Raw genomic sequence first — 26,257 nt, forward strand, 5'->3', positions numbered from 1 at the left:
CCACGGGGCTATTCTTCGATCCCCGGAGCCTATCTGTAGCAGCATGATTCTGGCATTGAATTCCGCTCACTACTTCGATTTCTCCCCATTAAGCCCCGATTCTTCCTCTGTGGAAATAACAAAATCCTCATTTTCATCTTGACAGTCGCATTTGTGGTTCCTATATAGTTTGCGCCGCGTACAAAACCAGCGCTTGTATCGCTCCAGAAAGCTGGAGATCTCATTTGCGCGCTGGTTCCACTTTTCGCGGTGCGCATGTAGTACGCGGAAAGATTTAGAGGGGGTCACATGAAGCGTGGAATCATCATCCCGATCGTTCTCGCCTGCGTTTCAGCAGCAGGTGTGGCAAGGGGCCAAGTAACCGATAGCCAATCCATCTCAGGAACCGTGACAGATGCAACCGGCGCGTCCGTTCCTGGTGCGTCCGTAACGGTCACAAACGAAGCGACAAAAATCTCTGTCACGGTGAAGACGAATGGGGACGGTCTGTATAACGCCCTAAACCTTCCCGTGGGCACCTACACCATTTCCACCACGATGGATGGCTTCAAGAAGTCCGTCGTTACCGGCGTCGCTCTAGACGTGGGTGCGAAACCCGCTGTGCCCGTACAGCTTCAGGTCGGCGCCGTGGGCGAATCGGTTGAGGTCAAAGCCGAAAGCGTGATGATCCAGACCACCACTGCGGAAATCGGCGGCGTTGTCACCAGCACGGAAGCCACACAGATTCAGCTCAACGGTCGCAACTACATCCAACTGATCACCCTGCAGCCCGGTGTTTCGCAGACGGTGGCCAGTGGTTTTGCCATCTCCGGAACTTATGGCGTCAACGGCAACTCGCAATCCGTTAACGGTATCCGTACCGACTCGATGAATTTCTTCATCGACGGTGTAGACAACAAGGACAACGGTGGTGGCGGCAACAATTTCGTCAACATCTCGCCTGATTCCCTGCAGCAGTTCCGCAATGTAGCATCCGCCTATGACGCCAGCTATGGTGGCTCGTCGGGTGCGACGGTATCAGTGGCTATCAAGAGCGGCGGCCAGAGCTTCCACGGCAACGCGTACGAATACATCCGTAACGATGCCATTCAGGCCTATCCCTTCCGCGCGTTGAGTTCATACAGCGTTGCGCCGGTAAAGGCACCGCTTCGCTACAACGATTTCGGATGGACTCTCGGCGGTCCCATTTATATCCCTGGTCACTTTAACGCCAGCAAGGAAAAGCTGTTCTTCTTTGCCGGACAAGAGTACAAGCGGCTGCGCACGTCCACCGTACAGAATGTAACCGTCCCCACTCCAGCCGCGATTGCAGCTGCGATCGCAACAGGGCCAAGCACCGCTACGGGGCGCGCCATTGCGGCGAGCATTCTACAAGACCCAAGCGGTAACTTCCGATATCTGAGCCTTGGCAACAACGATCAGTCGGAATGGCTAATCAAAATTGATTACCACATGAATGAGAAGAACCAATTCAGCGGTTCTTATGTTCACGACAACGTAAAGGTAGTGGGTAATCCGACAAACTTTGTCATCTATGATCGCCTGATCCCTGGCCTTACATCCAATGCACGCTGGATTCACACATTCAATTCGAGAATGGTGAATACGGCGGTCGGCTCCTTCTCTGGCAACATCATCAACGAAGGCGTGAACATCCGCCCCAATCCGCAGTTTGGGAAATCTGTCCAACGCGCGGACTATGGCATGACATATGCCACTCTGTACAACGCGTCCACATACATCCCGCAGACCACCATCTCGGGTTATGGCAATCCCGGCACGACCCCACGTCAGTTCGACAACTATCAGCGCATTTACGCCTTGAAAGATGACCTATCGATTGTCGTAGGAAATCATTCGATGAAGACAGGTGCTTACTTCTGGCGCGCCCGCAAGAACCAGACCGCACCGCCGCAGTTGAACGGCGCATTCACGTTCTCCAACCTGGCGGGCCTTGTTGCCGGCAATTTTGCCAGCTACACCGAAGGCAGCAACATTCCTCAAATCCAGGCCCGTTTCACGCAATTTGAAACATACTTCCAGGATGACTGGACCCTCAGCCGACGTCTTACTCTCAACATGGGTTTGCGCTGGCAGTACATGCCACCAATCGCAAGCTGGCCGAACAATACCGCCTTCTTCGATCCGAACTTCTACGACCCTACAAAGGCTGCTACGGTTAGTGGAACGACCGGCTTGATCACTTCGAATCCGGCGCCCTACAACGGTTTGATTCTTCCCGGAACCGGGTTCTCAGACAAGGCGAAGCAGGTAGTGGCTCCGAACGTTTACAACAACCCGCAAGTGACAGCTTTGTTCCACAATCTGCCCGGCGGCATTATCAACAGTGTCTACAACACGTTTGCTCCGCGCGCAGGCTTTGCATATGACTTGACCGGGAAACAAGACACCGTGGTCCGGGGCGGCTACGGCATGTCTTACGAACGTGTGGAAGGTAACTATATCTACGGTGCAGCTTCACAGTTGCCCTTCGTGGCGGTCGCCAACCTCGCAAGCGCGGGCAACGCAGATGCACTTGGTTCAGTTGGCACCTCGGCTGCGCCGCAGAACATAGGAAACTCAGGCGATCGTAACCTGAATCCACCCCGTATTCACAACTACAGTATTGGCGTTCAGCACAAGCTGTTCAACAATACCTCGGTAGAAATGAACTACGTCGGTTCGCACGCATCCAACCTGACGTATCGCAAGAACCTGAACCAGGGTGCAGCAGGCATCGAACAGGCGAATCCAAGCGTAGCGCGAAATGCGCTGCGACCCTACAAGGGCTACGGTGAGATCTACCAGTATTCCAACGGGTCGCATTCAAACTACAACTCTCTGCAGGCGCGCTGGCAAACACGCTTCAATCAAGGTGGTCTGGTAAGTCTGGCGTTTACATGGTCGAAATGCCTTGCCATGGGATCTTCGTTCGACTATCAGCCGCAGGACAGCACGAATCTGGCAGCGGATTACGGCCCATGCACTTTTAATCAGCCGAAGATCTTCGTGGCCAGCTATGTGTACCCCCTTCCCTTCTGGCAACACTCACAGGAGTGGTACAAGAAGGCCTTGGGAGGCTGGCAGGTTTCGGGTATTACACGTATCGCCAATGGCCTTCCAATTAACATCATCCAACCCTCAGGTCTCTCGGTTGCCGGCAACCTGGTCACCACAGCCAACGTTGCGCAGCGTCCGAATCTTGTACCGGGTGTAAGCCCCTACGCGCACAACGGCAAGCAATATCTGAACTACAACGCGTTCGTTCAACCTGCCGCCGGCACATACGGCAATGTCGGTTATGCCGCCATCAAGGGACCGCTGTTCAACAACTGGGATGTGGCTCTGCAGAAAAACATTCCCATTCACGAATCGATCGGTGCAGAGTTCCGCGCCGAGATGTTCAATGCGCCAAACCATCTCTCCCCGTTCGCCGTGGGTGGAACTTTGGGCTCGGTGCAACCGAACGGGACCTATCAACCCAACTACAGCTCCACCGGAACGTACCAGAACTCATTCGGACAGATCACCTCAACGGCTGATCCTCGTACGATGGAGTTCGTACTTCGCATCAACTTCTAACAATCATTCCCTCCAGGAGGCCCCGGGACATCCGGGGCCTTTTCTTTTCTTCCTACTCAATAAACCCGAGGCGCATTATTGCCTTTATTTACTGGGAATTTTGTGAACCATACTGCTTGACACGCGCAACAACGCAACCCTATATTTCCAGACAAGAAATAAATCTTTCTGCCCTCTTTTCATCTGCGATTGCCTGGGAACACGTTGGCGGTCGATGTCACTGCTGTACGGGATACGCAAGAACGGAAACCTTGTGATGAATCTGTTGACGAAATGTGCTGTTCCAGCCGCACTGCTGACGATGGCATTTGCTTCCCTTCCAAACCTCAACGCACAAAACGCGAATGCTCCACGTCCTCAGGGCGCACGGCCACAGGTCACTGTAGGATCGCAGGGCCCCATGCCCGTGCATGCAAAGTTCACCGAACAACAGATTGAAAACGGTGGAACGCTGTTTCTGCAGAACTGCGCGTTTTGCCACGGCAAGGATGCCAGTGGCGGCGAGAGTGGTCCGGATCTGACGCGCTCGAAAGTCGTGTCGGGCGACAAGGAAGGTGAAGGCATTGGTCAAGTAGTGCGCAATGGTCGGCTCGATAAAGGCATGCCGCGCTTTAACCTTGGCGACTCCGAGATCCTCAGCCTGGTCGCTTTCATCCATTCGCAGCAGGACAAGGCGATGTCGCAGACCGGCAACCGCAAAGGCGTGGAAGAGAGCGACCTGCACACCGGCAATGCCGAGGCGGGCAAGAAGTACTTTGAGAGCACTGGCGGGTGCGTGAAGTGCCATTCAGCGACCGGCGATCTTGCCAAGGTGGCCACGCGTTATAGCGGCCTGCAGTTGCTGGAACAGATGCTGTATCCACGGCAGGCGAAGCCCACGGTATCCGTAAAGACAGCCGGCGGCCAAAGCTACGACGGCCCGCTGGAGTATCAGGATGAATTTCATATCGGCATGAAGGACAGCTTCGGCGTGTATCACTCCTGGCCTGTCTCTGCGGTGACGTTCAAGGTGAACAATCCTGCGGAACAGCATGTGGAGATCATGAGCCGATACACCGACAAGGACATGCACGACGTCCTCGCCTACATTCAGACATTGAAGTAATTCAGGGGTTCCCGTGAAGCATTGGTTTAAGAGCGTTCGAGTCCTATCGCTGGTTGCGGTGTGTGCGCTGGGAGCATCCGCACAGTCCGTCGATTTCAACATGCTGAAGAATCCGCCGAAGGATAGCTGGCCTGGCTTTCATGGCGATTACAGCGGTCGCCGCCACAGCGCGCTGACTCAGATCAACACCGGGAACGTACAAAACATGACGCCGGCGTGGACTTTTCAGACTGGCCAGACACAGCCCATTAAGGCGACTCCAATTCTTGTTGATGGCATTCTTTACTTCACGATGCCCGACAACATCTGGGCCATTGATGCGCGCACCGGTCATACCATCTGGCACTTCACCGCCCCACCGAATAAAGCTTTTCATATTGGTCAGCGCGGCGTAAGCATCCTGAAGGACAAGATCTACTACATGTCCAGCGACGCGCACGCGATGGCGCTCGACGCAAAGACCGGCAAAGTGCTGTGGGATGTTGTGGTCGCCGATTCAAACAAGGGACAGTGGTCGACAATGTCGCCGCTGATCGTCGGCAACCATGTGATCGTGGGTGCGTCAGGCGACTTCGACAATCTGCAAGGATTCATTCGTTCGCTCGATCCAGACACCGGTGCCACGCAGTGGAACTGGGTTGCAACCGATCCGGTTGGGACCAAGGGTAAGACCACTGGCGGCAACGTGTGGATGACCGGCACGTACGATCCCGATCTGCACCTGATGTACTGGGGCACAGGCAATCCAACGCCCGTACTGAACGGCAAACCACGCCCTGGCGACAACCTCTACACATGCAGCATCGTTGCGCTGGATCCGGATACCGGAACACTGAAGTGGGCTTTCCAGCCTTCGCCGCATGACACGCATGATTGGGACGCCGTTGAGATTCCGGTTTTGGCGGATGTGGATTTCAAAGGCCAGAAGCGCAAGGTGCTGATGCAGGCATCGCGCAACGGCTACTTCTTTGTGATTGACCGCACGAATGGCAAGTCGCTAGTGACTGCTCCGTTTGGTCCTGTGAACTGGTCCAAGGGCGTGGATGAACGCGGTGAGCCAATTCCCGATCCCGAGAAAGAACCTGCTCCAGATGGTCGTCTGATTGCCCCGGATGAAGGCGGTATGACGAACTTCCGTTCGCCAAGCTTCGATCCAAAAACTGGCTTGTTCATTGTGAGCGCATCGCCCAGCTACAGCGTGTATTTCAGCAAACCGGCGGATGGAGCCTACGGCTGGGCAGGCGCTGACTACGGCGTGTGGAGCAAGGGTGTCCTGGAGGCCATTGACTATCGGACCGGCAAGATTCGTTGGTCGCATGAGCTTGGCCGTCGCGCAGGTTCTGGCGTGATGACAACCGATGGTGGGCTGACCTTCAGCGGAGACGCGGACGGTAACTTCCTGGGTCTTGATACCGCCACAGGAAAAACGTTGTGGCACTCCGGCACCGGCGGCAACATTTCATCCACGCCCATTACTTATGAACTGGATGGCAAGCAGGTAGTTCTGATGAGCAGCGGCGGCGTGATGTATGCATGGACACTGCCTGGTTATCCAACAGCCAAAGGCACAGGCACGAAAAAAGCAGCGAAATAACTGCGAGGAGCGGTTCCATGAAGAAGTTCGGAATGGCAATCATGGCTGGCGTATTGTGCGCTGGGCAGGCATGGGCAGCACAGCACATCCGCGTTTTGATTGTGGATGGTGAAAGCGCCGCTCCGTACCATAACTGGGCCGCTATTACGCCGGTTCTGAAGAAGGAACTGGACGAGGTTGGCATCTTCGATACGGAAGTGCTCACTGCACCGCCAAAGGGCGCCGACTTTAGCACATTCCATCCGGATTGGAAGAAGTATGGCGTCATTGTGCTGAACTACGACGCGCCAGACGAGCGTTGGCCAGATGACGTGAAGACCAGCTTCGAGCAGTACATGAAGGGCGGCGGAGGTCTGGTCATCATTCACGCAGCGGACAATGCCTTTCCTCATTGGAAGGCCTACAACCAGATGGTTGGCATAGGTGGTTGGCGCGGACGTAAGGAAGATGCTGGTCCGCATTGGGTATGGAAGGACGGCAAAGTGGTGCCTCTAGAAGACACTGGCCACAATGCGATGCATGGCTTGCGCAAGCCGTTTCTCGTAACGGTTCGCGATACAAAGAACCCCGTTATGCGCGGCTTGCCGACAACCTGGATGCACATGGGCGATGAACTCTACGGATACCTGCGCGGTCCCGGCGGTATGACCGTGCTGGCCACGGCCTATTCTGATCCCGCGAATCATGGCACTGGCGAGAATGAGCCTATGGTAATGACCTCGACCTTCGGCAAAGGACGCACCTTCCACACAGCGTGGGGACACGACGTGTATGCGCAAAGCTCCACGGATTCTGTCGTGCTCTTCCAGCGCGGCGTGGAGTGGGCGGCCACCGGCAAGGTGACACAGGCTGTGCCAGCGACGTTCCCCACGGCAAATACGGTGAGCTTCCGAGCCGACCTGGCCGCGATGGATCCGAACGCTGCAAAGGGCGCAAATCCGCTGGATATGACGATGCCTGCACGTCCCATGGGACCTCGTCCGGCAGGTGCTACCGGTGCTGCGGCACCCGGCACGCCGACACAGGCACCTCCGCAACGGTAATATTGTCGGGAACGCCGCAGGAGATTTCATGAAGACGATCAAGGGGCCAGCCATCTTTCTGGCGCAGTTTGCGGGCGACGAATCGCCCTTCAACAACCTGAACGAGATTGCACAGTGGGCCGCATCACTCGGCTATAAGGGCGTGCAGATCCCAAGCTGGGATGGACGCCTGTTTGACCTGAAGAAGGCAGCAGAGAGCAAGACCTACTGCGACGAGGTGCTCGGCACACTCGCATCGCATGGTGTTGCGCTTACCGAGCTTTCGACTCATCTTCAAGGTCAGCTTGTCGCCGTACATCCCGCGTACGATGCCCTCTTCGACAGCTTTGCCCCGGCCGAAGTTCATAACAATTCGAAGGCACGCACAGAATGGGCTGTTCAGCAGCTCAAGTATGCGGCGAAGGCTTCGGCGAATCTCGGTTTGCAGGCGCATGCGACCTTCTCTGGTGCACTGGCATGGCCGTATCTATATCCATGGCCGCAGCGTCCTGCGGGCCTGGTGGAAACAGCATTTGGTGAACTGGCCAAGCGCTGGACGCCGATCCTGAACACCTTCGACGAAAACGGTATCGACCTCTGCTACGAGATTCATCCCGGCGAAGATCTGCATGATGGCGCTTCGTTCGAGATGTTCCTGGAAGCGGTCAAGAATCATCCGCGTTGCAACCTGCTGTTTGACCCGAGCCACTTTGTACTGCAGCAGTTGGACTATCTGGAATACATCGACCTGTATCACGAACGTATTCGCATGTTCCATGTGAAGGATGCGGAGTTTCGTCCGTCGGGACGCCAGGGCGTTTATGGTGGCTTCCAGTCGTGGGCAAACCGCGCAGGACGCTTCCGTTCACTGGGCGATGGGCAGGTGGATTTCGGCGCCATTTTCTCCAAACTGACACAGTATGGCTTCGATGGTTGGGCAGTGCTGGAGTGGGAGTGCTGCATTAAGGACTCCTCACAGGGTGCTCGTGAAGGTGCTCCGTTTATTGCAAAGCACATCATTCAGGCCGTGGATAGAGCATTCGACGATTTCGCTGGTGCTGAAACGGACGACAACATGCTGCGTAAGCTGCTGGGACTGTAAGAGGAGATCGAAAGAATCATGGCAAAGCTGCAACGACGTCTTCGTCTGGGTATGGTGGGCGGTGGGCCCGGAGCCTTCATCGGCGCGGTTCACCGTATGGCCGCACGCTTGGACGACCGCTTTGAACTGGTGGCTGCGGCTCTCTCCTCTGATCCGGAAAAGTCAAAGAGTTTCGCGAAAGAGATCCACGTGCCACGCGCCTATGGAAGCTATCAGGAGATGGCCGAGGCGGAAGCAAAGCACCCGGAACCCATCGACGTAGTAGCCATTGTTACACCGAACAGCACGCATTATCCCGTTGCCAAGGCATTCCTCAATGCAGGCATCCCCGTCATGTGCGACAAGCCTATGACGATGACCGTGGATGAAGCCGAAGATTTGGCTGCGATCGTGCACAAGTCTGGCCTTACCTTCGGCCTGACGCATACGTACTCCGGCTATCCCATGGTTCGCCAGATGCGCGAAATGATTCTGGACGGTGCACTGGGCAAGATTCGCATGATCAATGTCGCCTACGTACAGGGCTGGCTCTCCACTCCGGTAGAGCAGACCGGTGCAAAGCAGGCTGAATGGCGTACCGATCCCACCAAGAGCGGTAAAGGCGGAGCACTTGGCGACATTGCAACACATGCTTACCACATTGCTCTCTTCACCACGGGCCTCAAGGCGGAGTCCATCGCTGCTGATGTGACCACCTTCGTCCCGGGTCGCCGCCTCGATGACAACGTTCAGGCGATGATCCGTTTTGAAGGCGGAGCCAAAGCTTCTCTGATCGCATCGCAGATCGCCGCAGGCATTGAGAACGACCTTACGCTTCGCATCCATGGCGAGCTCGGCAGCTTTGAGTGGCATCAGGAGAATCCGAACTACCTCATTCACTCGCCGCTGAACGACGCGCCACGCACCATTACGCGCGGCGGTCCGACAGCCGGACCGTGGGCCGTTTACAGCACGCGTGTTCCCTCCGGTCATCCGGAAGGCTATCTGGAGGCATTCGGCCAGCTTTACAAGGATCTAGCCGAACTGCTGGCAGCCAAGCTGGAAGATCGTGAACCGAATCCCATATCGAAGCTCTTGCCGGACGTACAGGACGGCGTTCGCGGTATGCGTTTCATTGATGCCGTACTTGCCTCCTCTGAAAACGGGTCGGCCTGGACAAAGCTGTAGTAACAACGCCGGAACAATCGGCCAAATGGCGTAGCATGTTGGAAATACACTCATGAAGTCTTCTGCACCCAGGCAAAACGGTACTCGTCCCATGCGTGGCATTCGCAGGATCGATCTTGCCTCGGTGCAGCCAGCTTCCAGCGAGATAGCACGCGACATCAATCGCGACATCATCCTGGAACTGATCCGCTTCAAACAACCGCTGGCCCGGGCAGACCTGTCGCGCCTGTCCGGGTTACGTCCCAGTACCGTTTCCAAAATCGTCGAACAGCTGGTGCAAGAGAACTGGGTGCAGGAGGGCGCTGTCATCAAGGCAGCGCGTGGGCGTCCATCCACCATGCTTTCAGTGAACAGTGCCATGGTCACGTTCGCACTCGACCTGCGCCCGGATCGAGCCATTCTTGCTGTAGTCGATCTGAGTGGGCGCTTTCTTTCACGCGAAACCATTCCCACGTACTCCGATCTGGCTCGCACCGTTGCTCAGATCGGCAAACGCATGCGCGCTTTGCGTGAAGAACATTCCACCAAGTCCTTCGAGGGCGTTGGTGTTAGCGTACCCGGCCGCATGCATCCGGCGACGCAGCGCGTAGTGCTGGCACCAAACATGAAGTGGCACGACTTCGATCTGAAATCTGCGCTTGAGATCGAATCCGGCCTGCAGGTGGAGATTGATAACGATGCGAATGTCTGCTTGATCTCCGAGCTCTGGTACGGACGGCTCGAGGGCGTTAAGAACGTCGTCCTTGTTGCCGTGGCAGAAGGCGTGGGAGCCGCAATCCTTGCTGGTGGACATATGCAATCCGGATACAACGGGTTGGCCGGTGAGTTTGGCCATGTGTCTGTTGATCCTGCCGGACCGCAGTGTCAGTGCGGGCAAAACGGATGCTGGGAGATGGTCTCCTCCTCGCGTGCTGCGATCCGTTATTACAACGCTGGCGGTCGCAAGAAGGTGCAGAACATCTACGAACTGCTGCGGCAGATGGAAGATGGCGATGCACTGGCTCGAGAAGCCATCACAGAACAGGCGCGCGCGCTTGGCCGTGGTCTTCGCATGGTGACTGCCACCCTCTCACCGGAGCTGATTCTTGTTGTAGGTGACATTACCGCAGCATGGGATCTCTGCGGCCCAATCATAGAACGGGAAATGTCCTCGTCGATGCTGGCCGGAGATCCACCGCAGCTCCGTGCAGCGGGTGATGCAGAACTAGCGCGTCTGAGCGGCGGCGCAGCCATGCTCATGCAGCGGCATGCTGGCTATCACCGTTCGACCCATGAACGAGCCCTCCCCATCCCGGCCTAGTCCAACAGAGCCATGGCACCGGTATTACTTCTTCTCCGGGAGTAATATCTCCTTCGGCAGAATGCGGTGTTGCGCGTTGACATCACCTATGTTGGTACATATATTTTCTGGTATAAACAAAATCGCCTTTCGCGAATGCTTCCACCTTTACTGGAACCCGCGGATAGCTAGCGCGATCCATGAGAGGAAGTAGCAAAATGTACCTTGGAATTGACTGCGGTACCCAGGGCACAAAAGCTCTCCTCATCGACACCGATGGCAAAGCTCACGGTCGCGGCTATGCGAAGCATGCGTTGATCGAACGGGACAACGGAGCGCGCGAGCAGGAACCGCGCTGGTGGGTGGATGCGCTAATCGCCTCTGTGCAGCAGGCCGTTTCCGGCGACGGAAAGGGAGTCGTTGCACTCTCTGTATCTGGTCAGCAACATGGACTCGTCATTCTTGATGAACAGAAGAATGTAATTCGCCCTGCAAAGCTTTGGAACGATACAGAAACTGCCGCACAAAATGCTGCGTTGATTGAGAAGCTCGGCGGTGCCTCGGCTGTTCTAGAGCGCTACGGCATTCTTCCACTTACGGGATATACCGTATCGAAGCTGCTCTGGATCAAAGAAAACGAGCCGGAGAACTTCACACGCATCCGCCACATTCTGTTGCCGCATGAATATTTGAATTTCTGGCTGACAGGAAACATCGTTGCAGAATACGGGGATGCTTCCGGCACAGCATTCTTCGACGTGCGAACACGCGTATGGATCGCAGAGATTCTCGATGCAATCGACGATGGATCGGGCCTTCTACATGCGGCACTCCCGCCATTGGTCGGAGCCGACGCTATCGTGGGAACTGTTCGTTCTGAGGTTGCCGCAGAGCTTGGAATTTCGCCTAAGTGCGTTGTGGCAAGTGGTGGCGGCGACAACATGATGGGCGCCATTGGCACAGGCAATGTTCGTGAAGGCGTGGTCACACTGAGCCTTGGCACTTCATCCACGGTCTATTCGTATCGCGATACTCCGCTAGTTGCCACTAACGGCAGCGTGGCTCCGTTCTGTTCCTCGTCCGGTGGATGGTTGCCGCTTGTCTGCACAATGAACGCGACCAACGTTGTGACGCAAACGCTACATCTTCTGGGACTCACCGTAGAAGATATCGACCCGGTTCTGGGAGACACTGCCCCCGGTGCGAGCGGACTCACCTTCCTTCCCTTTCTCAACGGCGAACGCACTCCCGATCTCCCGAATGCACAGGGCAGTTTGCACGGCATTTCTGCGGTAAATTATTCACCAGCCAATTTGCTACGCAGTGCAATTGAAGGCGTGACCTTTGGGATCCTTAACGGCCTCGATCTGATCCTCGACGGCAAGCCCGCAACCAAGATCCTGGTAATCGGCGGCGGAGCACGATCCAGGCAATGGCGACAGATGCTGGCAGATGCAACAGGTGCCACGATTCAGGTTCCGCTGGAAGATGAAGCAGGATGCCTGGGCGCTGCGATTCAGGCCATGTTCGCGAAATCCGTTCAGGACGGCGCTCCAGCTTCCTTTGTTGAACTGTGCGATCGCATGGTGAAGGTTGATGAATCCAAGACCGCGCAAGCCCGCGAAGGACATCTTTCTTTGTACCGTGCCGCAAGATATCGCTACAACACATGCCTCTTTGCGGCCTATCCTGAATTGCAATCCGACTCATCCCATTAACCACTTCACGATTGGAGAATTCCTTGTCCGACACGCTGTTTCATGATCTGCCCACCGTGAAGTATGAAGGTGCCACCAGCACGAACCAGCTTGCCTATCAGTTTTACGACGCGGAACGCGTCGTGCTGGGCAAGCCTCTGAAAGATCATCTCCGCTTTGCCGTCGCGTACTGGCATTCCTTTGCAATGACGGGCACGGATCCGTTCGGTGGCGCGACCATTCATCGTCCCTGGATGGGAGAGGGCGATCCAATTGCGCAAGCAAAGGTGAAGGCAGATGCAGCGTTTGAACTTTTCCGCGTGCTTGATCTTCCCTTCTTCTGCTTCCACGATGCAGACATTGCTCCTGCAGAGGAGACGCTGGCTGGAACGTTGAAGAATCTGCACACCATTGCAGATTATCTTGGTGAAAAGATCAGCAAGTCGAATACGAAGCTGCTGTGGGGCACGGCGAATCTCTTCTCACATCCGCGCTTCATGGCGGGCGCTTCTACCAATCCCGATCCGGAAGTCTTTGCATGGTGCGCAGCCACGGTGAAGAACTGCATGGATGTTACGCAGCAGTTGGGCGGTTCAAACTATGTTTTGTGGGGCGGCCGCGAAGGTTATGAAACGCTGCTGAACACGGACATGAAGCAGGAACTGGAGCAGATGGGCCGCTTCCTGTCGCTAGTGGTGGACTACAAACACAAGATTGGTTTCAAGGGACAGATTCTCATTGAGCCGAAGCCGAAGGAACCAACATCGCATCAGTACGATTTCGATGCCGCCACGGTCTACGGCTTCCTGAAGAAGTTTGGCCTGGAAAACGAAGTGCGTGTCAACCTGGAAGCAAACCACGCCACGCTGGCTGGCCACAGCTTTGAGCATGAGATTGCAACGGCCGGTGCGCTTGGCATTCTCGGTTCGCTCGATATCAACCGTGGCGATGCCCTGCTTGGCTGGGATACTGACCAGTTCCCCAACGACCTGTGGACCATGACGATGGCCATGTATCAGGTCATCAAGGCAGGTGGTCTGGGCATGGGCGGCATGAATTTCGATGCGAAAGTGCGTCGTCAGAGCTTCACGCCGGAAGACCTGGTTTACGCTCACGTTGGTGGAGTGGATCTGTGTGCCCGCGCCTTCCTGAAGGCAGCCAGCATCATCGAGGAAGGTACCTACGATAAGGTAATTACCGATCGCTATGCGGGCTGGCAGGCCCCGGAAGCGCAGGCCATTCTTACCGGCAAGAAAACACTGGATGAGATTGCAGAGGATGCATTGAAGAACAGCATTCAGCCGCAACCGCGTTCCGGACGCCAGGAACAGATTGAAAATCTGCTGGCGCGACGTATCTATTCCTAATCATTTCGGAGATAACGGCAAGAGGCACAGCGCACGCTGTGCCTCTTTGCATTTCTCCCTTAGAAAGGCGCGATCACTCAGCGTACTTAAGTTATGAGACATAAGGCGCCGGGTTCTGTACGTCATCCTCATCTTCAGCCAAGAGAGGGATATCCTTTCCTTCGAACAGCGGGTACACAACAGGCACCAATAGAAGCGTGAGAGCTGTGGATGTAACCAGTCCTCCAATGACAACGATGGCAAGAGGCCGCTGAATCTCTGATCCTGGACCTGTCGCAAACAGGAATGGCACAAGTCCCAGCGCTGCCACCGTCGCCGTCATCATCACAGGCCGGAAACGCAAAGCCGTACCTTCTCGAATCGCCTCGGTCTGAGATCGCCCTTCGTAGCGAAGCTTCTTTATGTAACTGACAAGAACAACTCCATTCAGTACGGCAATACCCCACAGTGCAATAAAACCTACGGATGCGGGCACGGATAGATATTCACCAGTAACGAACAAACCGATGATACCTCCAATGGATGCGAGAGGCAGCACGGTGATGATCAGCGCCGCGTACCGCACCGATTTAAAGAGAACAAATAGTAAGAAGAAAATAGCTGCAATGGTGATCGGGACAATAATCATCAGGTGATGCAGAGCACGTTCCATGTTATGAAACTGTCCTCCCCACTCAATGAAATAGCCTGAGGGCAATGGCACCTTTTGATCTACCTTCTGCTGCAACTCCTTCACGTAACCGCCAAGGTCGCGACCCTGCACGTTAACACCCACCACAATGCGGCGCTTCCCCATGCTTCGGTTGATGAGTGCGGGACCTTCGACCACCTTTACATCCGCGAGTTCCTTCAAAGGAATGCGAGGCCCGTCCGGCGAACTGATCAGCAGCTCCCGGACATCTTCCACACTATCCCTCAAACGAGATGGCAATCTTACAACGCCGGAAAAGCGCCGTTCTCCTTCGTAAATCTGAGTTGCAGCCTTGCCCGCAATCGCCGTCTCAATCACCTCGTTCACGTCGGATGCGTTGAGTCCGTAGCGTGCGATCGCCCCGCGATTGATCTGAATCGTCAGGTACTGCTGCCCACCAACACGATCCACACGCGTATCCTGGGTACCCGCAATACCGCTCGCTACGCGCGCAATATCACCGGCCTTTTTTACCAGTAGGCTGAGATCGTCACCGTATAGCATCACCGCGACGTCCGCACGAACGCCGGAAACCATCTCGTCCACACGATCACTGATGGGCTGCGACATTACCAGGTTGATGCCCGGAAGCGTGGCAAGCTTCTCGCGAATCTGCTCCGCGATTCCATCCTGCGTCATGCCACGAGGTCTTTCATCAAACGGCGTCAACGATGCGAGTACATCCGCTTCATTTGGACCCGCAGGATCAGCAGGCGATTCACCTCGTCCGACACGGCTGACAACATTCTCGACACCCGGAACTTTGAGCATGAGGGACTGCATCTGCTTTTCCATGCGCAGGGATTCATCCAACGAGATATTTGGAACACGATCCGCGTTGGGTGAGAGCGTTCCCTCCTGCATTTCCGGAATGAACGATGTACCCAGGAATGGGAACAGACACAATGATGCTAAAAACAACACCACAACGCCGGCAATCATCCACATGCGGTGCCGCGTCGCCCAATGAAGTACAGCCTGATACGGCCGTCGCAAGATGCGAACTAACCATGTATCGTTTTCTGTTCCGCCCTTCAGCAGATAGGTGCACAGTACGGGCGATAGAGTGAGCGAAAGCACCAGGGAAATAGCAAGTGCGATGGCGATGGTATACGCCAGCGGCGCAAACATCTTCCCTTCCATCCCTTCGAGCGTCATCAAAGGGAGGAACACGAGAATGATGATAGTCACGCCGAAGAGTGTAGGCGTCGCAACCTCTCCCACTGCTCGCAGAACCACATCACATTTTCCGCGACGACTCATCGAATGGCCGTCATGTGATGCGTGACTCAATGTCGCAAACACATTTTCCACGACCACAACGGAACCATCCACCATGAGACCAATGGCGATCGCAAGACCGCCAAGCGACATAAGGTTTGCCGAGATGTGGAGATAGTTCATGACCATGAACGTCAACAGCGGCGTCAACACAAGGTTGGCGCTGACGATCAGGCTCGAGCGTAGATCACCGAGAAAGAGAAAGAGGATAACAACGACTAAGACAATTCCTTCGCCCAAGACCTCTGTCACGGTGTGTATCGCCGCGTCTACGAGTTGCGAACGGTCATAGTACGGAACAATCTGAAGACCATCAGGAATCATATGCCGCGCGTTGATTTCTGCTACGCGCTCTTTAACTCGACTGACAATTTCCTTCGCGTTGCCACCACTTGTCATGAGTACAACGCCGCCAACGGCTTCGGAATAACCGTTCTTGATCATGGCGCCATAACGGACCTCGGTTCCGATACGGACATCCGCTACATCGCGAATGTAAACCGGTGTTCCGCCTGACTCCTTCAAAACAATATTGCGGATATCGTCGAGATCGCGAATGAGTCCCACACTGCGAATTAGATATTGTTCCGCGTGCTGCGGCAGAACGCCGCCGCCTTCGTTCGCATTGTTGTGCGAAAGAGCTGTGCTGACATCGTGAATGGTCAGGTTGTAATAGTGCAATTTCTGTGGATCGACAAGCGTCTCATATTGCTTGACGAACCCTCCGGTGGAGTTGATTTCCGCAACACCGGAGATGGAACGCAGAAGCGGCCGAACAACCCAATCCTCTAGAGTGCGCCTTTGAATGAGTTCCTCTTGTGTAAGCACATGCTTGGCTTCTGCCTCACCGGGCACTTCAAGCGTGTATTGATAGACCTCGCCTAACGCGTTTGTAATCGGCCCCAGTACCGGAGTTACTCCCTCCGGCATACGATCTCGTAATTCCGCGAGACGTTCAGAGATCATCTGACGCTCACGGAAGAGATCACTCTCATCAGTGAAGACAAGTGTGATGAGAGACAATCCCGGTTTATTCAACGAACGCATGTCCGTCATGCCGGGAAGCCCCGTCATCGCAATCTCAATGGGTACCGTGACGAAGCGCTCCACTTCCTCAGGGCTTTTCCCGGTTGCTTCCGTTGCAATCTGAACCTGTACATTTGCAACATCGGGGAACGCATCTACCGATAGGTGCTTCGCTGCATTCACACCGAAGCCAACCAGAACAAGCGAGACGACAACAAGGATCAGACGCTGCCGCAGAGCGCCTGCGATTAGGCGTTGCAGCATAGTTATTCGCCCCCTTTGATGGCCGCCTGTTTACGTTGATTGTTGAGATGGAAGGCACCATCAAGAACCAACGAATCTGCTTCAGTGATACCGCTCACAACAGCGCGGCGATCATTTTCCTCCACGCCCAGAACCACCTCACGCAGGATGTAACGTCCTTTTCCAATCCGCACGAAGACATGATCCTTGTCTTCTTCACGCACTACGGCCGTGTTCGGGACCGTCAATTGTCTTTGACTCTTCCCAACAAAGCTCATACTGGCAAGCTGATCCGGCTTCAGAGCGCCACCAGTGTTTGCAACGTCCATTCGCACTGCAATGGTCCTGGTATTCGGATCCACAATCGGCGATACATAGCTCAGTCGGCCGTGAATCTCGTCTGTCGGCGACGCGGGGATGCGAACGGTTACTTCCAATCCCTGCTGAAGAGCAGCGCCCTCTTCTTCGGGGACATTGGCCACGATCCAAACGCTGGAAAGATCAGCAATCGTGAAGGCTGGGTCTGCGGGCTGCACCACCTGTCCCACCGTCACATCACGCTTCAACACAGTTCCGGAACGCGGAGAGACTATCGGATAATCGGCACTCAGCCTGCGATTCGTCTCCAACTGATGAATCTGTCCCTCGGTCATACCAAGCCCGCGCAACTGTGTGCCGTATGCAGCAACTTCCGTCGCGGCCTGCAATTGCTCCGCACGCCTGCGTTCCAGTTCTGCGCGACCGATGACATCCGCTGCCACAAGTTGTTCCGCTCGCGCAACTCCCGCTGCCGCTAATCCTTGCTGTGACTCTGCCTTAATCAATTGCATTTGTGCATCGGATAGCTCAGTACTGTGAAGCGTGGCAAGCGTTGCGCCTGCATTCACTTTCTGTCCTTCAAAGACAATCAGTCGGAGAATCCTTCCGGCAACCGGCGATCCGACGCGGGCAATACGTCGCGCATCCGTTTCCACGTGCGCCGCCACTTGAAGCGTTCCCTTCAAATCTGCGATTTGGGCCGTACCCACCTTCAGGTTATTTGCCAGCCCTGGACCCACCGTGACGATGTTGGGATCCTGCTGTTGCGCGGAGCTTTTCTCTTCAACCTTCTGTTTGCATCCTGCAAGCAGTACGAGAGAACACAGGCACATCATCTGATATTTCAAAAATCTTGCTTTCACGGTGTAACTCCCGAAGGCGCGACCGCGCCAAGTTCTTCCAGATCGACCAGCGCTGATTGCCGCGCGTATTGCGCATCCAGCAAATCACCACGAACACTTTGAAGGACGCGCTGAGCATCAAGCACTTCCACAATTCCGCGCTCTCCGAAGCGATACGCAGACTCCGCGGCTTGTACTGCACTTTCCGCGGCGTGCAGGGGTCCCGCTTCGAGTGACCCTACCTGTTCGTCAGCCAATTGATATTGTTCATACGAACGCTCTAAAGCTGCGGTGATTTCAAGTTGGCGCTGTTCCAACACGGCATCTGTGCGCGTCACGATAGCCTTTGCTTCTTCGATTGCGCCACGTCGGCGATCAAAGATCGGCAGTGGCACGGTGACACCAGCGCGCCAATATCGAAGATCGGGTTGATTTTCGAATTCCGCGAATGCCGTAGGTTGGGGGATGCGCAAAGCCTTCTGTCGATCGAGCGAAGCCTCGGCTGCTTCCCGTTCCTGAGAAGATTGCAGAAGCGCGGGATGCGATTGGAAGACTTTGGCACGAAGATCGGAAAAGTGCGGCAGAGACATCCGGGGTTCCACATCACCTTGCGGGTTCAGTTCGACTCCGGCGGGCGCAGCAATCGTAGCTCGGAGATGCGCGATGGCTTGCGCATATTCCAGTTGCGCGCTGCTGACCGCGAATTGAGCTCGGGCAAGTTCGGCTGTCGCACGTGTTAATTCCAATCTTCCCTTCTCGCCGGCATTGACCTCCACGGTCACGCGACGATGCAGGTCTTTAACCAGCTGCAGATTCTCTGTTGCATGCGCGATCTCTTCTCTCCGATGGAGAGCTTCGTAAAACGCATGTCTTGTATCGGCGTCTACAGATCGCAACATTCCTTGAGCTGCCCAGCGACTCGCCTCACTCGTATGCTCAGCCGTTCGCTTGCGAGCACCGCGCTCTGACGGAATCTCAATAACCTGTGATCCCGCATAGTGCTGGAGCAGTCCCGGGACACCCGGGGTCGCAATCGGACGCGCATACTGACGCCCTGCAAACACTTCTACGTTCGGATTACTGTACGCACGTGCAGTTTTGATTCCGGCTTTCGCTGCCGCCACAACAGCCTCTGCCTCCTTGAGGCGAGGACTATGTGCATGTGACATTGCGAGAGCTTGATCCAACGTGAGAGTGAGACTGCTCTTGGACTCCGAATCTACAGAGGCAGCGGTAGACGATGGGGACTGTGCCGACAGCAAAGGACAGACTGACACGAGCGTCGCTGTTATAGCTATGCAAATACGCTTCACAAGCGAAGTGGTCGCAATTCAACTGCCAAAGCGATATCACCGAAAACAGTGACGTTTCTATCCGTCCGGAACGGTTTCGCTGTTCCATATAGGACAGCAGGTGTCCCGTAAGGCGCAGGGATACGTCGTGATCGCTCTGCTTTTCTATGAAATTGAGTGCGTAGCCTTGGCTATCAAATTGCTGTTGATAGGCCGGTGTTTCACGCAGACCACTTCGTATACCACGCTCCCTCGTTCCCGTTGCCTCGACTCAGGGGCATAGAGCCAGGCGACCTGCGCAACGCGTGGGACAATAGGCCTATGAGGCCCATGGAGAGCATGCGAACCAGTAAGATGAAGGCGTCGCTCATCGTCTGTCTGGTTACCCTGCTGGCTGTTTTCACCTGGGTTATACCGCCGCGTGCAGAGTGGCTTCATAATATTCTCCACCATCTCAACATCCTTCCCTTCATGCTTGCCGGATTGTTCTTCGGTTGGCGCGGGACGCTCAAGACAATCCTTTTTGCCATCGTTCTGCAAACCCCCTCTATCTATCGCCACTGGCATGCGGCACCGACGGATGCGCAGGATCAGATTGTGGAATTGAGTACATTCGGGGCCGCGGGTATCATCGCGGGTGTTTTGTCAGATCGCGAACGGATGCTTCGCATGCGAGTCGAAACCACCAAACATGAGTTGGAGACCTTGCATATCGAGTTACAGCAGAATATTGAGCATCTGCGAAAAACGGAGAGACTGACAGCTGCAGGACAACTGTCAGCGAGCCTGGCCCATGAGATCCGTAACCCTCTCGCAAGCATTAGTGGTGCCGCTGGAATTCTTTACCGTGGACAAGCCTCCGAAGGTAGCCAGAGAGAGTGCTTGGAAATTCTTACGAAAGAGTCGCAAAGGCTAAATAAGCTACTGACGAACTTTCTTATCTTTGCGAGACCACGGCTTCCCCGGCTTCAGGAAGTGGAGGCGAATGACCTTCTGCGATCTGTGGTCACCCTTGCGCAACACGCGACTGCGGAACGAAACATCACACTGCAACTAGCTTTGATCGCGATACCGCAAAAGATTACCTGCGATCCGGAACAGATTCGACAACTCCTACTGAATTTGCTTTTGAATGCCATCCAAGCATCGCCAGAACATGGCATCGTGAAGATGACGACATCGCTCACCGCAAACGATCTTGTAATCGAAGTGAGTGACGAAGGTGAAGGAATTACGGGACAAGTCGCAGAGCGAATTTTTGATCCCTTCTTCACAACGAAGACAAACGGCACTGGCTTAGGGCTGGCAATTGCAGCCACAATCGCGTCACAACACGCTGGGACCCTCACATACAGATCGAATTCGCCACGGGGCGCTTGTTTCCTTCTTCAACTTCCGTTGACCGCGACGGCCGTTCCGTCCAACCTCGTGGGAGCCGCATAATGAGGCCAAATCATATTCTCGTAGTGGATGACGACAGCAGTCTTCGCCGCGTTATGCAGATGCAGCTCGAAGAAGCTGGCTATGAAGTCACACTCGCAAGTGACGGCGACGAAGCCTGCAAACTGCTGGCCTCTGAGAAACCTCCGCTAGTTATCACCGATCTTCGGATGCCCACCAGCGGGATGGAGCTTCTCAGTTTCATTCAACGCGAGAATTTGCTGACCACGGTAATTGTCGTCACCGCCTTTGGAACAGTCGAAAGCGCCGTTGAGGCAATGCGAAACGGCGCGTACGACTATGTCACTAAGCCACTGGATTTTGATGCACTGTTGCTGGTTGTGCATCGTGCCATGGAGCGGCAGAACCTTCTGGAGGAAGTACGGACGTTGCGCTCCGCGCTGGACCAGCGCTATGAATTCAGCGGCATCATTGCTCAATCGAAAAGCTTTCTCCGCGTACTCGACCAGGCAGCACGTGTTGCGGAACGCGATGCCACTGTCCTGATCCAGGGCGAAACAGGGACCGGCAAAGAGCTGATCGCGCGCGCGATTCATCACAACAGTCGCAGACATAGCCGTCCGTTCGTTGCAATCAATTGCGGAGCGATTCCCCGCGATCTGGTGGAATCAGAACTCTTCGGATATCGGCGTGGCGCGTTTACAGGCGCAGTCAGTGATCGTCTTGGACGCGTGGAAGCGGCCGATGGCGGAACACTCTTCCTGGATGAAATCGGAGAACTCCCACTGGATGCACAGGTGAAACTTCTGCGTTTACTGCAGGAAGGGGAGATTTCCAAGATCGGTGCGAATAAGCCCACTCACGTGAATGTGCGCGTGATTGCCGCAACACATCGGAACCTGCAGGCCATGGTGGAAGACGGCACCTTCCGCGAAGATCTTTACTATCGCCTTGCTGTCGTTCCGCTCTTTATCCCACCTATCCGGGAGCGGCGCGAAGATATTCCTCTCCTACTTGCGGAGCTGTTTGAGCGCTCGCGTCAACGTCATGGGCTTCAGGACATCAGCCTTTCTCAAGGTTCACTTAAGAGGCTTGTCGCGTATCGGTGGCCTGGGAATGTTCGCGAGATGGAAAACGTTCTGGAGCGTTTGATCGTCCTGGCGACGCATAGCCTGATCACCGAAGATGACTTACCGGAAGAGATTGCGCGACCGTCGCAACAGGCGCCCTCCTTGTGGCCTGATCTTCCAGAGGAAGGTATTAGCCTGGAAGCAGTGGAGAAAGATTTGATCAGCCGCGCGCTTGAGAAGTTTCACGGCAACCAGACGCACGCCGCGCGATACCTCGATATCAGTCGCCGTACACTGATTTATCGCATGGAGAAACATGGTTTGGCTCCGGGACAGGAAGCCGATCCAGTGCGCGATATTCGTGCCTGAATACCAGTCAAACGCAACGGAATAATTGCATCTCCTTCAGGATCATGCTCTACTGAGGCCATTGCGTAAGCTCCTTGCATTGGCGTTGCTGATCATCTTCGGATTCAGCTTTGTTTCGCCGCTTCTGGCTGCGACCGGTAGCGAGTCAACTTTGCCTGCCTGCTGCCGCAAAGCTGCCAAGCATCATTGCATGGCGATGCAGGATGATTCCGGCGTCACGGATCACGCTTCCCACGTAGAGTTTCGCTCGCGTATGGACCACTGCCCGTGCTGCGGTGTGCTGGGGTCAACCGCCGTTCATGTGGACGCCCTTGCTTCCGCCGCATTTTTGGGCAATGCCACACCCCGGTCCACACGTTCGGGTTTGTTCCCGCAGAGCAACATCTATTCGCTTGCTGATGCGACCTATAGCCATGGAAAACGTGGCCCCCCTTCCCATCTCCTCGCCTAATTCGCACACGTTCTGACTTCATGAGTAGAAGGGCGTGTGTAAGGCACGTTTCCTTTTTGCCGTGGAGATTTTCATGTTTCGGTCCGCACGTATATCCGTGCTTGCTGTGCTTGTTCCTTTGGCGACAGCAGTAGTTTCGCATCCTGCATTTTGCCAAGAGAGTCTTACTAGCAGTTCCCTCACTGGCCGCGTCGTTGATAGCACCGGCGCGCTTATTCCTTCGGCCCAGGTATCCGCTGTAGCTTCTTCAACGCAGCTGACATTCAACGCGACAGCGGACGTCCGCGGCCGATTTCGAATCCCCTATCTCGCGCCTGGAAGCTACACCATCACGGCGCACGCCCCGGGTTTCAACGCTACTTCGGCCTCTGCACAACTCACAGTGGGAGCCTCCTTCGATGTGACATTGCAGATGACAGTTGGGACCGCTAGCACAACCTTATCTGTCATTGCAGAATCACCGATTCTGGAACAGAATCGCAGCCAGATTTCAGAGACTGTCAGCCAGGCAGAAGTCGATCAGCTTCCCTATAGCGGTCGCAATTATCTTGATCTCGCTCTATTGACACCAGGAGTAAGTACGACAAACACCGCAAGTGTACAAACCTTCGCAGAAACATCTCCGGTGATCGGGCAGGGCTATTCGATCAATAGTCAACGCAACTTCTCAAACAGTTTCGTCGTTGATGGACTCTCGGCGAACGACGATGCTGCTGGTCTCGCAGGCAACTCCTACAGCATGGACGTCGTGCACGAATTTCAGGTAGTCACATCTGGTGGACAGGCAGAATTTGGCCGTGCCATGGGTGGCTATTTCAATATCGTTACTCGCAGTGGGAGCAATGATCTACATGGAACACTGTACGGATTTCTTCGTAATCAGCGTCTGAACGCTTCCAATGCACTCTCGCAAGGCAAGCTTCCCCTAACACAGGGCCAATATGGTGCAAGCCTTTCAGGTCCCGTCAAAAGAGATCGTAGCTTCTTCTTTGGCAACTATGAAGGGCGACGACTGAATACGGATGGAGTCGTGACGATCAATCCGACACAGGCCGCCGCTGTAAATGCCCGTTTGAATGCAATCGGCTTCACTGGTCCACATCTCACCGTGAGCGCCGCACCGACAACGTTGTATCCCACGACAGTTCATACCGATAACGCGTTCGTCCGTTTCGATCATCGTTTTAGCGACGCGGATCAGTTCATCGCACGTTATAGCTACTACCGCTTAAATGCGACGAACGCGCGCGGTGCGGGTGCGCTTGCCGATGTGAGTTATGGCACAGCCGTAATGGATACGAACCACACAATCGCTATCAATAACGTGGCCATGCTTTCGCCCCGCACATTCAATGAAACCCGCGGTCAGTTCACATGGGATAGTTTGAACGCTCCACCCAATACGCAGAATAGTCCTGCAGTCGTCATCAGCGGCGTGGCAACATTCGGGCACTTTTCATCCTCACCAACAGCGAGAAAGAATCTTCTTTATGAAGTTGTGGACAACCTTGTGCTGCAGCGAGGTGAACACACCTTCAAGACGGGCGCCGACTTTCTGTTTAACGACGACACGATTACGTTTCCGATGTCGATCGCAGGTTCCTATACCTTCGCGTCGCTGGGCGCGTTTCAATCTGGCGTAACAACCTACTCGTCGTATGCGCAGAATTTTGGGACACCCTTCGTGCAGCAAAATAATCCCAACATCGGTTTCTACGTCCAGGATGAATGGAAGGCAACGCCTTCGCTAACGGTGAATCTGGGCATTCGCTACGATTTACAGTTCCTGAAAACCATTCGAACCGACACGAACAACATATCTCCTCGATTCGGCTTTGCATGGTCTCCCTTCAGGAGTCGCACGACAGTGATTCGCGGAAGCTATGGTTTGTTCTATGACCGTGTTCCTTTGCGCGCGCTAGCGAATGCACTTCTGTCTGCGAATAACACTACCGATGCCTCGCAGGGGAGGCTCTTGCAATACAGCTACGTTCCCAGCGACACCGGCGCACCAGCATTTCCGGATGTGTCCAACACGCCGAATCCGGGATCAAAAATCAGCTATGCACTAATGAATCAAAACATCTCCAATGCCTATTCGGAGCAGGTAGGCGTTGGCCTAGAGCAGCAATTATTTCGGACAGGGTCGCTTGGCATTAGCTATCAACATGCGCGCGGGTTGCATCTCTTGTCGTCCTACAACACAAATATCAACCTTGATGGAAGCCGCCCGGACAGCACACGGGGCAATATCAAACCTTATGATGGGCGCTTTGATTCAACGTACGACGGCCTTGCCGTATCGTTCGTCGAACGCCCCGTCACTTGGGGCAGCGTACGCATTTCGTATACATGGTCCAAGGCGATGGACAATGTCGGCGAGTTCTTCTTTAGTTCTCCCAGCAATAACTTCGACTTCAACGTAGATCGCGGCCGCTCAGACGACGACCAACGCCATCGCGTGGTATTCGACGCTACGCTCAATTCGCCGATGTCTCCTGCACACGGCACATGGGATCGCGTGACACACGGTTGGAAGTTAGGTGGGATTCTGCAGTATTACTCGCGCTTGCCGTTCAACATTGTGACCGGCGGGCAGACAAAGCAACAAACAACACAACGCCCTTGCTCAGCCGGTTACGGCCTAAGAATGAATGATGGAACCAATCCTTGCACGGAGGCACTCAGGGGCGCCATGATTGGCCGCAATACAGGTATTGGCTTTGACTTCTTCAATCTGAACACCCGCCTCAGCCGCACTTTCGCGCTGACAGATAGGTGGAGGTTGGAGACAATCGCCGAAGCCTTTAATGTATTGAACCATCGCAACGATATGATCCCCAACGCAACCTGGGGCACAGAGACTTATCCCACACTTCCAAATACTGGCTTCGGAAAGGCAACGGCCGTGGGAGATCCTCGCAGCGTGCAGCTTGCCATGCGTATCAGCTTCTAAGCAAAAAAGGCCGATGGCTAAAAGGACGCCATCGGCTTCTTACCCTCTGCATTCAATTCAGGCTGAGGTCGACTCATGAACGGTGATACCACCTTCTCTTTGCAATCGCTCAAGGAATGTAAAACATCCGTACGAACCTCATCTTCCGTTGCATCATATTCTCGGGCCAGCTCATTCACCAAGGAATCTAACTGCTGCGGTCTTTCCAATAACTCCCATGTGCGACCACCGGTAGGCGAAAGGCTGATACATGTTCCTGTATCGGCGCCCATCATCACGAGTTCTTCCCCAACCCATGCACTAAGCCATCCCTCAGCGCGTCCAATCACACTATCACCGCGAATCTCTGTCGCCATAGTGTTCAGAATAGCCCAAGCTCAACAGCCCGACGCAATCTGGCGC

Annotated in this window: 17 protein-coding genes; 13 read left to right on the top strand and 4 right to left on the bottom strand. The window is 54.9% G+C overall.

Going from position 1 to position 26,257, the window contains the following annotated elements; all coding sequences use genetic code 11:
• The first annotated feature begins 288 nt into the window (after positions 1-288).
• The 9 genes from M504_RS18800 (at position 289) to xylA (ending at position 13,915) form a co-directional block, all read left to right on the top strand.
• Positions 289-3,582, top strand: a complete 3,294-nt coding sequence (locus M504_RS18800; protein WP_047497183.1) for a carboxypeptidase regulatory-like domain-containing protein — start codon at positions 289-291, stop codon at positions 3,580-3,582.
• 256 nt (positions 3,583-3,838) lie between these two features.
• Complete coding sequence (locus tag M504_RS18805) at positions 3,839-4,687, top strand: cytochrome c (RefSeq protein ID WP_047497433.1); 849 nt, start codon at positions 3,839-3,841, stop codon at positions 4,685-4,687.
• Positions 4,688-4,700: 13 nt separating this feature from the next.
• On the top strand, positions 4,701-6,281 hold the full coding sequence (locus tag M504_RS18810) for an acido-empty-quinoprotein group A (RefSeq protein ID WP_052201052.1): 1,581 nt from the start codon (positions 4,701-4,703) through the stop codon (positions 6,279-6,281).
• Positions 6,282-6,298: 17 nt separating this feature from the next.
• Positions 6,299-7,324, top strand: a complete 1,026-nt coding sequence (locus M504_RS18815) for a ThuA domain-containing protein (protein ID WP_047497185.1) — start codon at positions 6,299-6,301, stop codon at positions 7,322-7,324.
• 28 nt (positions 7,325-7,352) lie between these two features.
• Positions 7,353-8,405, top strand: coding sequence for a sugar phosphate isomerase/epimerase (locus M504_RS18820; protein WP_047497187.1), 1,053 nt, complete (start codon positions 7,353-7,355; stop codon positions 8,403-8,405).
• A gap of 18 nt (positions 8,406-8,423) precedes the next feature.
• Complete coding sequence (locus tag M504_RS18825; RefSeq protein WP_047497188.1) at positions 8,424-9,572, top strand: Gfo/Idh/MocA family protein; 1,149 nt, start codon at positions 8,424-8,426, stop codon at positions 9,570-9,572.
• Between the two features lie 52 nt (positions 9,573-9,624).
• Positions 9,625-10,872 carry an ROK family protein gene (locus tag M504_RS18830; RefSeq protein WP_047497190.1) on the top strand — a complete coding sequence of 416 codons (1,248 nt, stop codon included), beginning with the start codon at positions 9,625-9,627 and terminating at the stop codon, positions 10,870-10,872.
• 197 nt (positions 10,873-11,069) lie between these two features.
• Positions 11,070-12,569, top strand: coding sequence for a xylulokinase (xylB, locus tag M504_RS18835; RefSeq protein ID WP_047497192.1), 1,500 nt, complete (start codon positions 11,070-11,072; stop codon positions 12,567-12,569).
• Positions 12,570-12,592: 23 nt separating this feature from the next.
• Positions 12,593-13,915, top strand: a complete 1,323-nt coding sequence (gene xylA / locus M504_RS18840; RefSeq protein ID WP_047497194.1) for a xylose isomerase — start codon at positions 12,593-12,595, stop codon at positions 13,913-13,915.
• 91 nt (positions 13,916-14,006) lie between these two features.
• Here the strand turns inward: xylA and M504_RS18845 are convergent, their stop codons facing one another.
• The 3 genes from M504_RS18845 to M504_RS18855 are packed head-to-tail and all read right to left on the bottom strand — an operon-like array spanning position 14,007 to position 19,629.
• A complete protein-coding gene (locus M504_RS18845) occupies positions 14,007-17,177 on the bottom strand; it encodes an efflux RND transporter permease subunit (RefSeq protein ID WP_047497196.1) in 3,171 nt (1,056 codons plus the stop codon).
• A gap of 2 nt (positions 17,178-17,179) precedes the next feature.
• Complete coding sequence (locus M504_RS18850; protein ID WP_047497197.1) at positions 17,180-18,337, bottom strand: efflux RND transporter periplasmic adaptor subunit; 1,158 nt, start codon at positions 18,335-18,337, stop codon at positions 17,180-17,182.
• Positions 18,334-19,629, bottom strand: a complete 1,296-nt coding sequence (locus M504_RS18855) for a TolC family protein (RefSeq protein ID WP_369792921.1) — start codon at positions 19,627-19,629, stop codon at positions 18,334-18,336. Before M504_RS18855 ends, M504_RS18850 begins: the two co-directional genes overlap by 4 nt.
• Before the next feature lie 318 nt (positions 19,630-19,947).
• Between M504_RS18855 and M504_RS18860 the strand changes: the two genes are divergently transcribed.
• The 4 genes from M504_RS18860 (at position 19,948) to M504_RS18875 (ending at position 25,855) form a co-directional block, all read left to right on the top strand.
• Positions 19,948-21,051: a PAS domain-containing sensor histidine kinase gene (locus tag M504_RS18860; protein ID WP_232296363.1), complete on the top strand. Its 1,104-nt coding sequence runs from the start codon at positions 19,948-19,950 to the stop codon at positions 21,049-21,051.
• Positions 21,051-22,448 (top strand): sigma-54 dependent transcriptional regulator, encoded by a 1,398-nt coding sequence (locus M504_RS18865; protein WP_047497198.1) that lies wholly within the window; start codon positions 21,051-21,053, stop codon positions 22,446-22,448. The genes M504_RS18860 and M504_RS18865 overlap by 1 nt, the downstream gene beginning before the upstream one ends.
• A 61-nt stretch (positions 22,449-22,509) precedes the next feature.
• On the top strand, positions 22,510-22,899 hold the full coding sequence (locus tag M504_RS18870; protein WP_156994016.1) for a DUF2946 family protein: 390 nt from the start codon (positions 22,510-22,512) through the stop codon (positions 22,897-22,899).
• Between the two features lie 73 nt (positions 22,900-22,972).
• Positions 22,973-25,855 (top strand): TonB-dependent receptor domain-containing protein, encoded by a 2,883-nt coding sequence (locus M504_RS18875; protein ID WP_047497203.1) that lies wholly within the window; start codon positions 22,973-22,975, stop codon positions 25,853-25,855.
• A 17-nt stretch (positions 25,856-25,872) separates the two neighbouring features.
• On the opposite strand, the gene M504_RS18880 is transcribed toward M504_RS18875, so the two are convergent.
• The gene (locus M504_RS18880) at positions 25,873-26,211 is read right to left on the bottom strand and encodes a PqqD family protein (RefSeq protein ID WP_047497204.1); all 339 of its coding nucleotides are present in this window, start codon (positions 26,209-26,211) and stop codon (positions 25,873-25,875) included.
• Positions 26,212-26,257 lie beyond the last annotated feature (46 nt).

This window comes from Terriglobus sp. TAA 43, from assembly GCF_000800015.1.
In the GTDB taxonomy this organism is placed as follows: domain Bacteria; phylum Acidobacteriota; class Terriglobia; order Terriglobales; family Acidobacteriaceae; genus Terriglobus.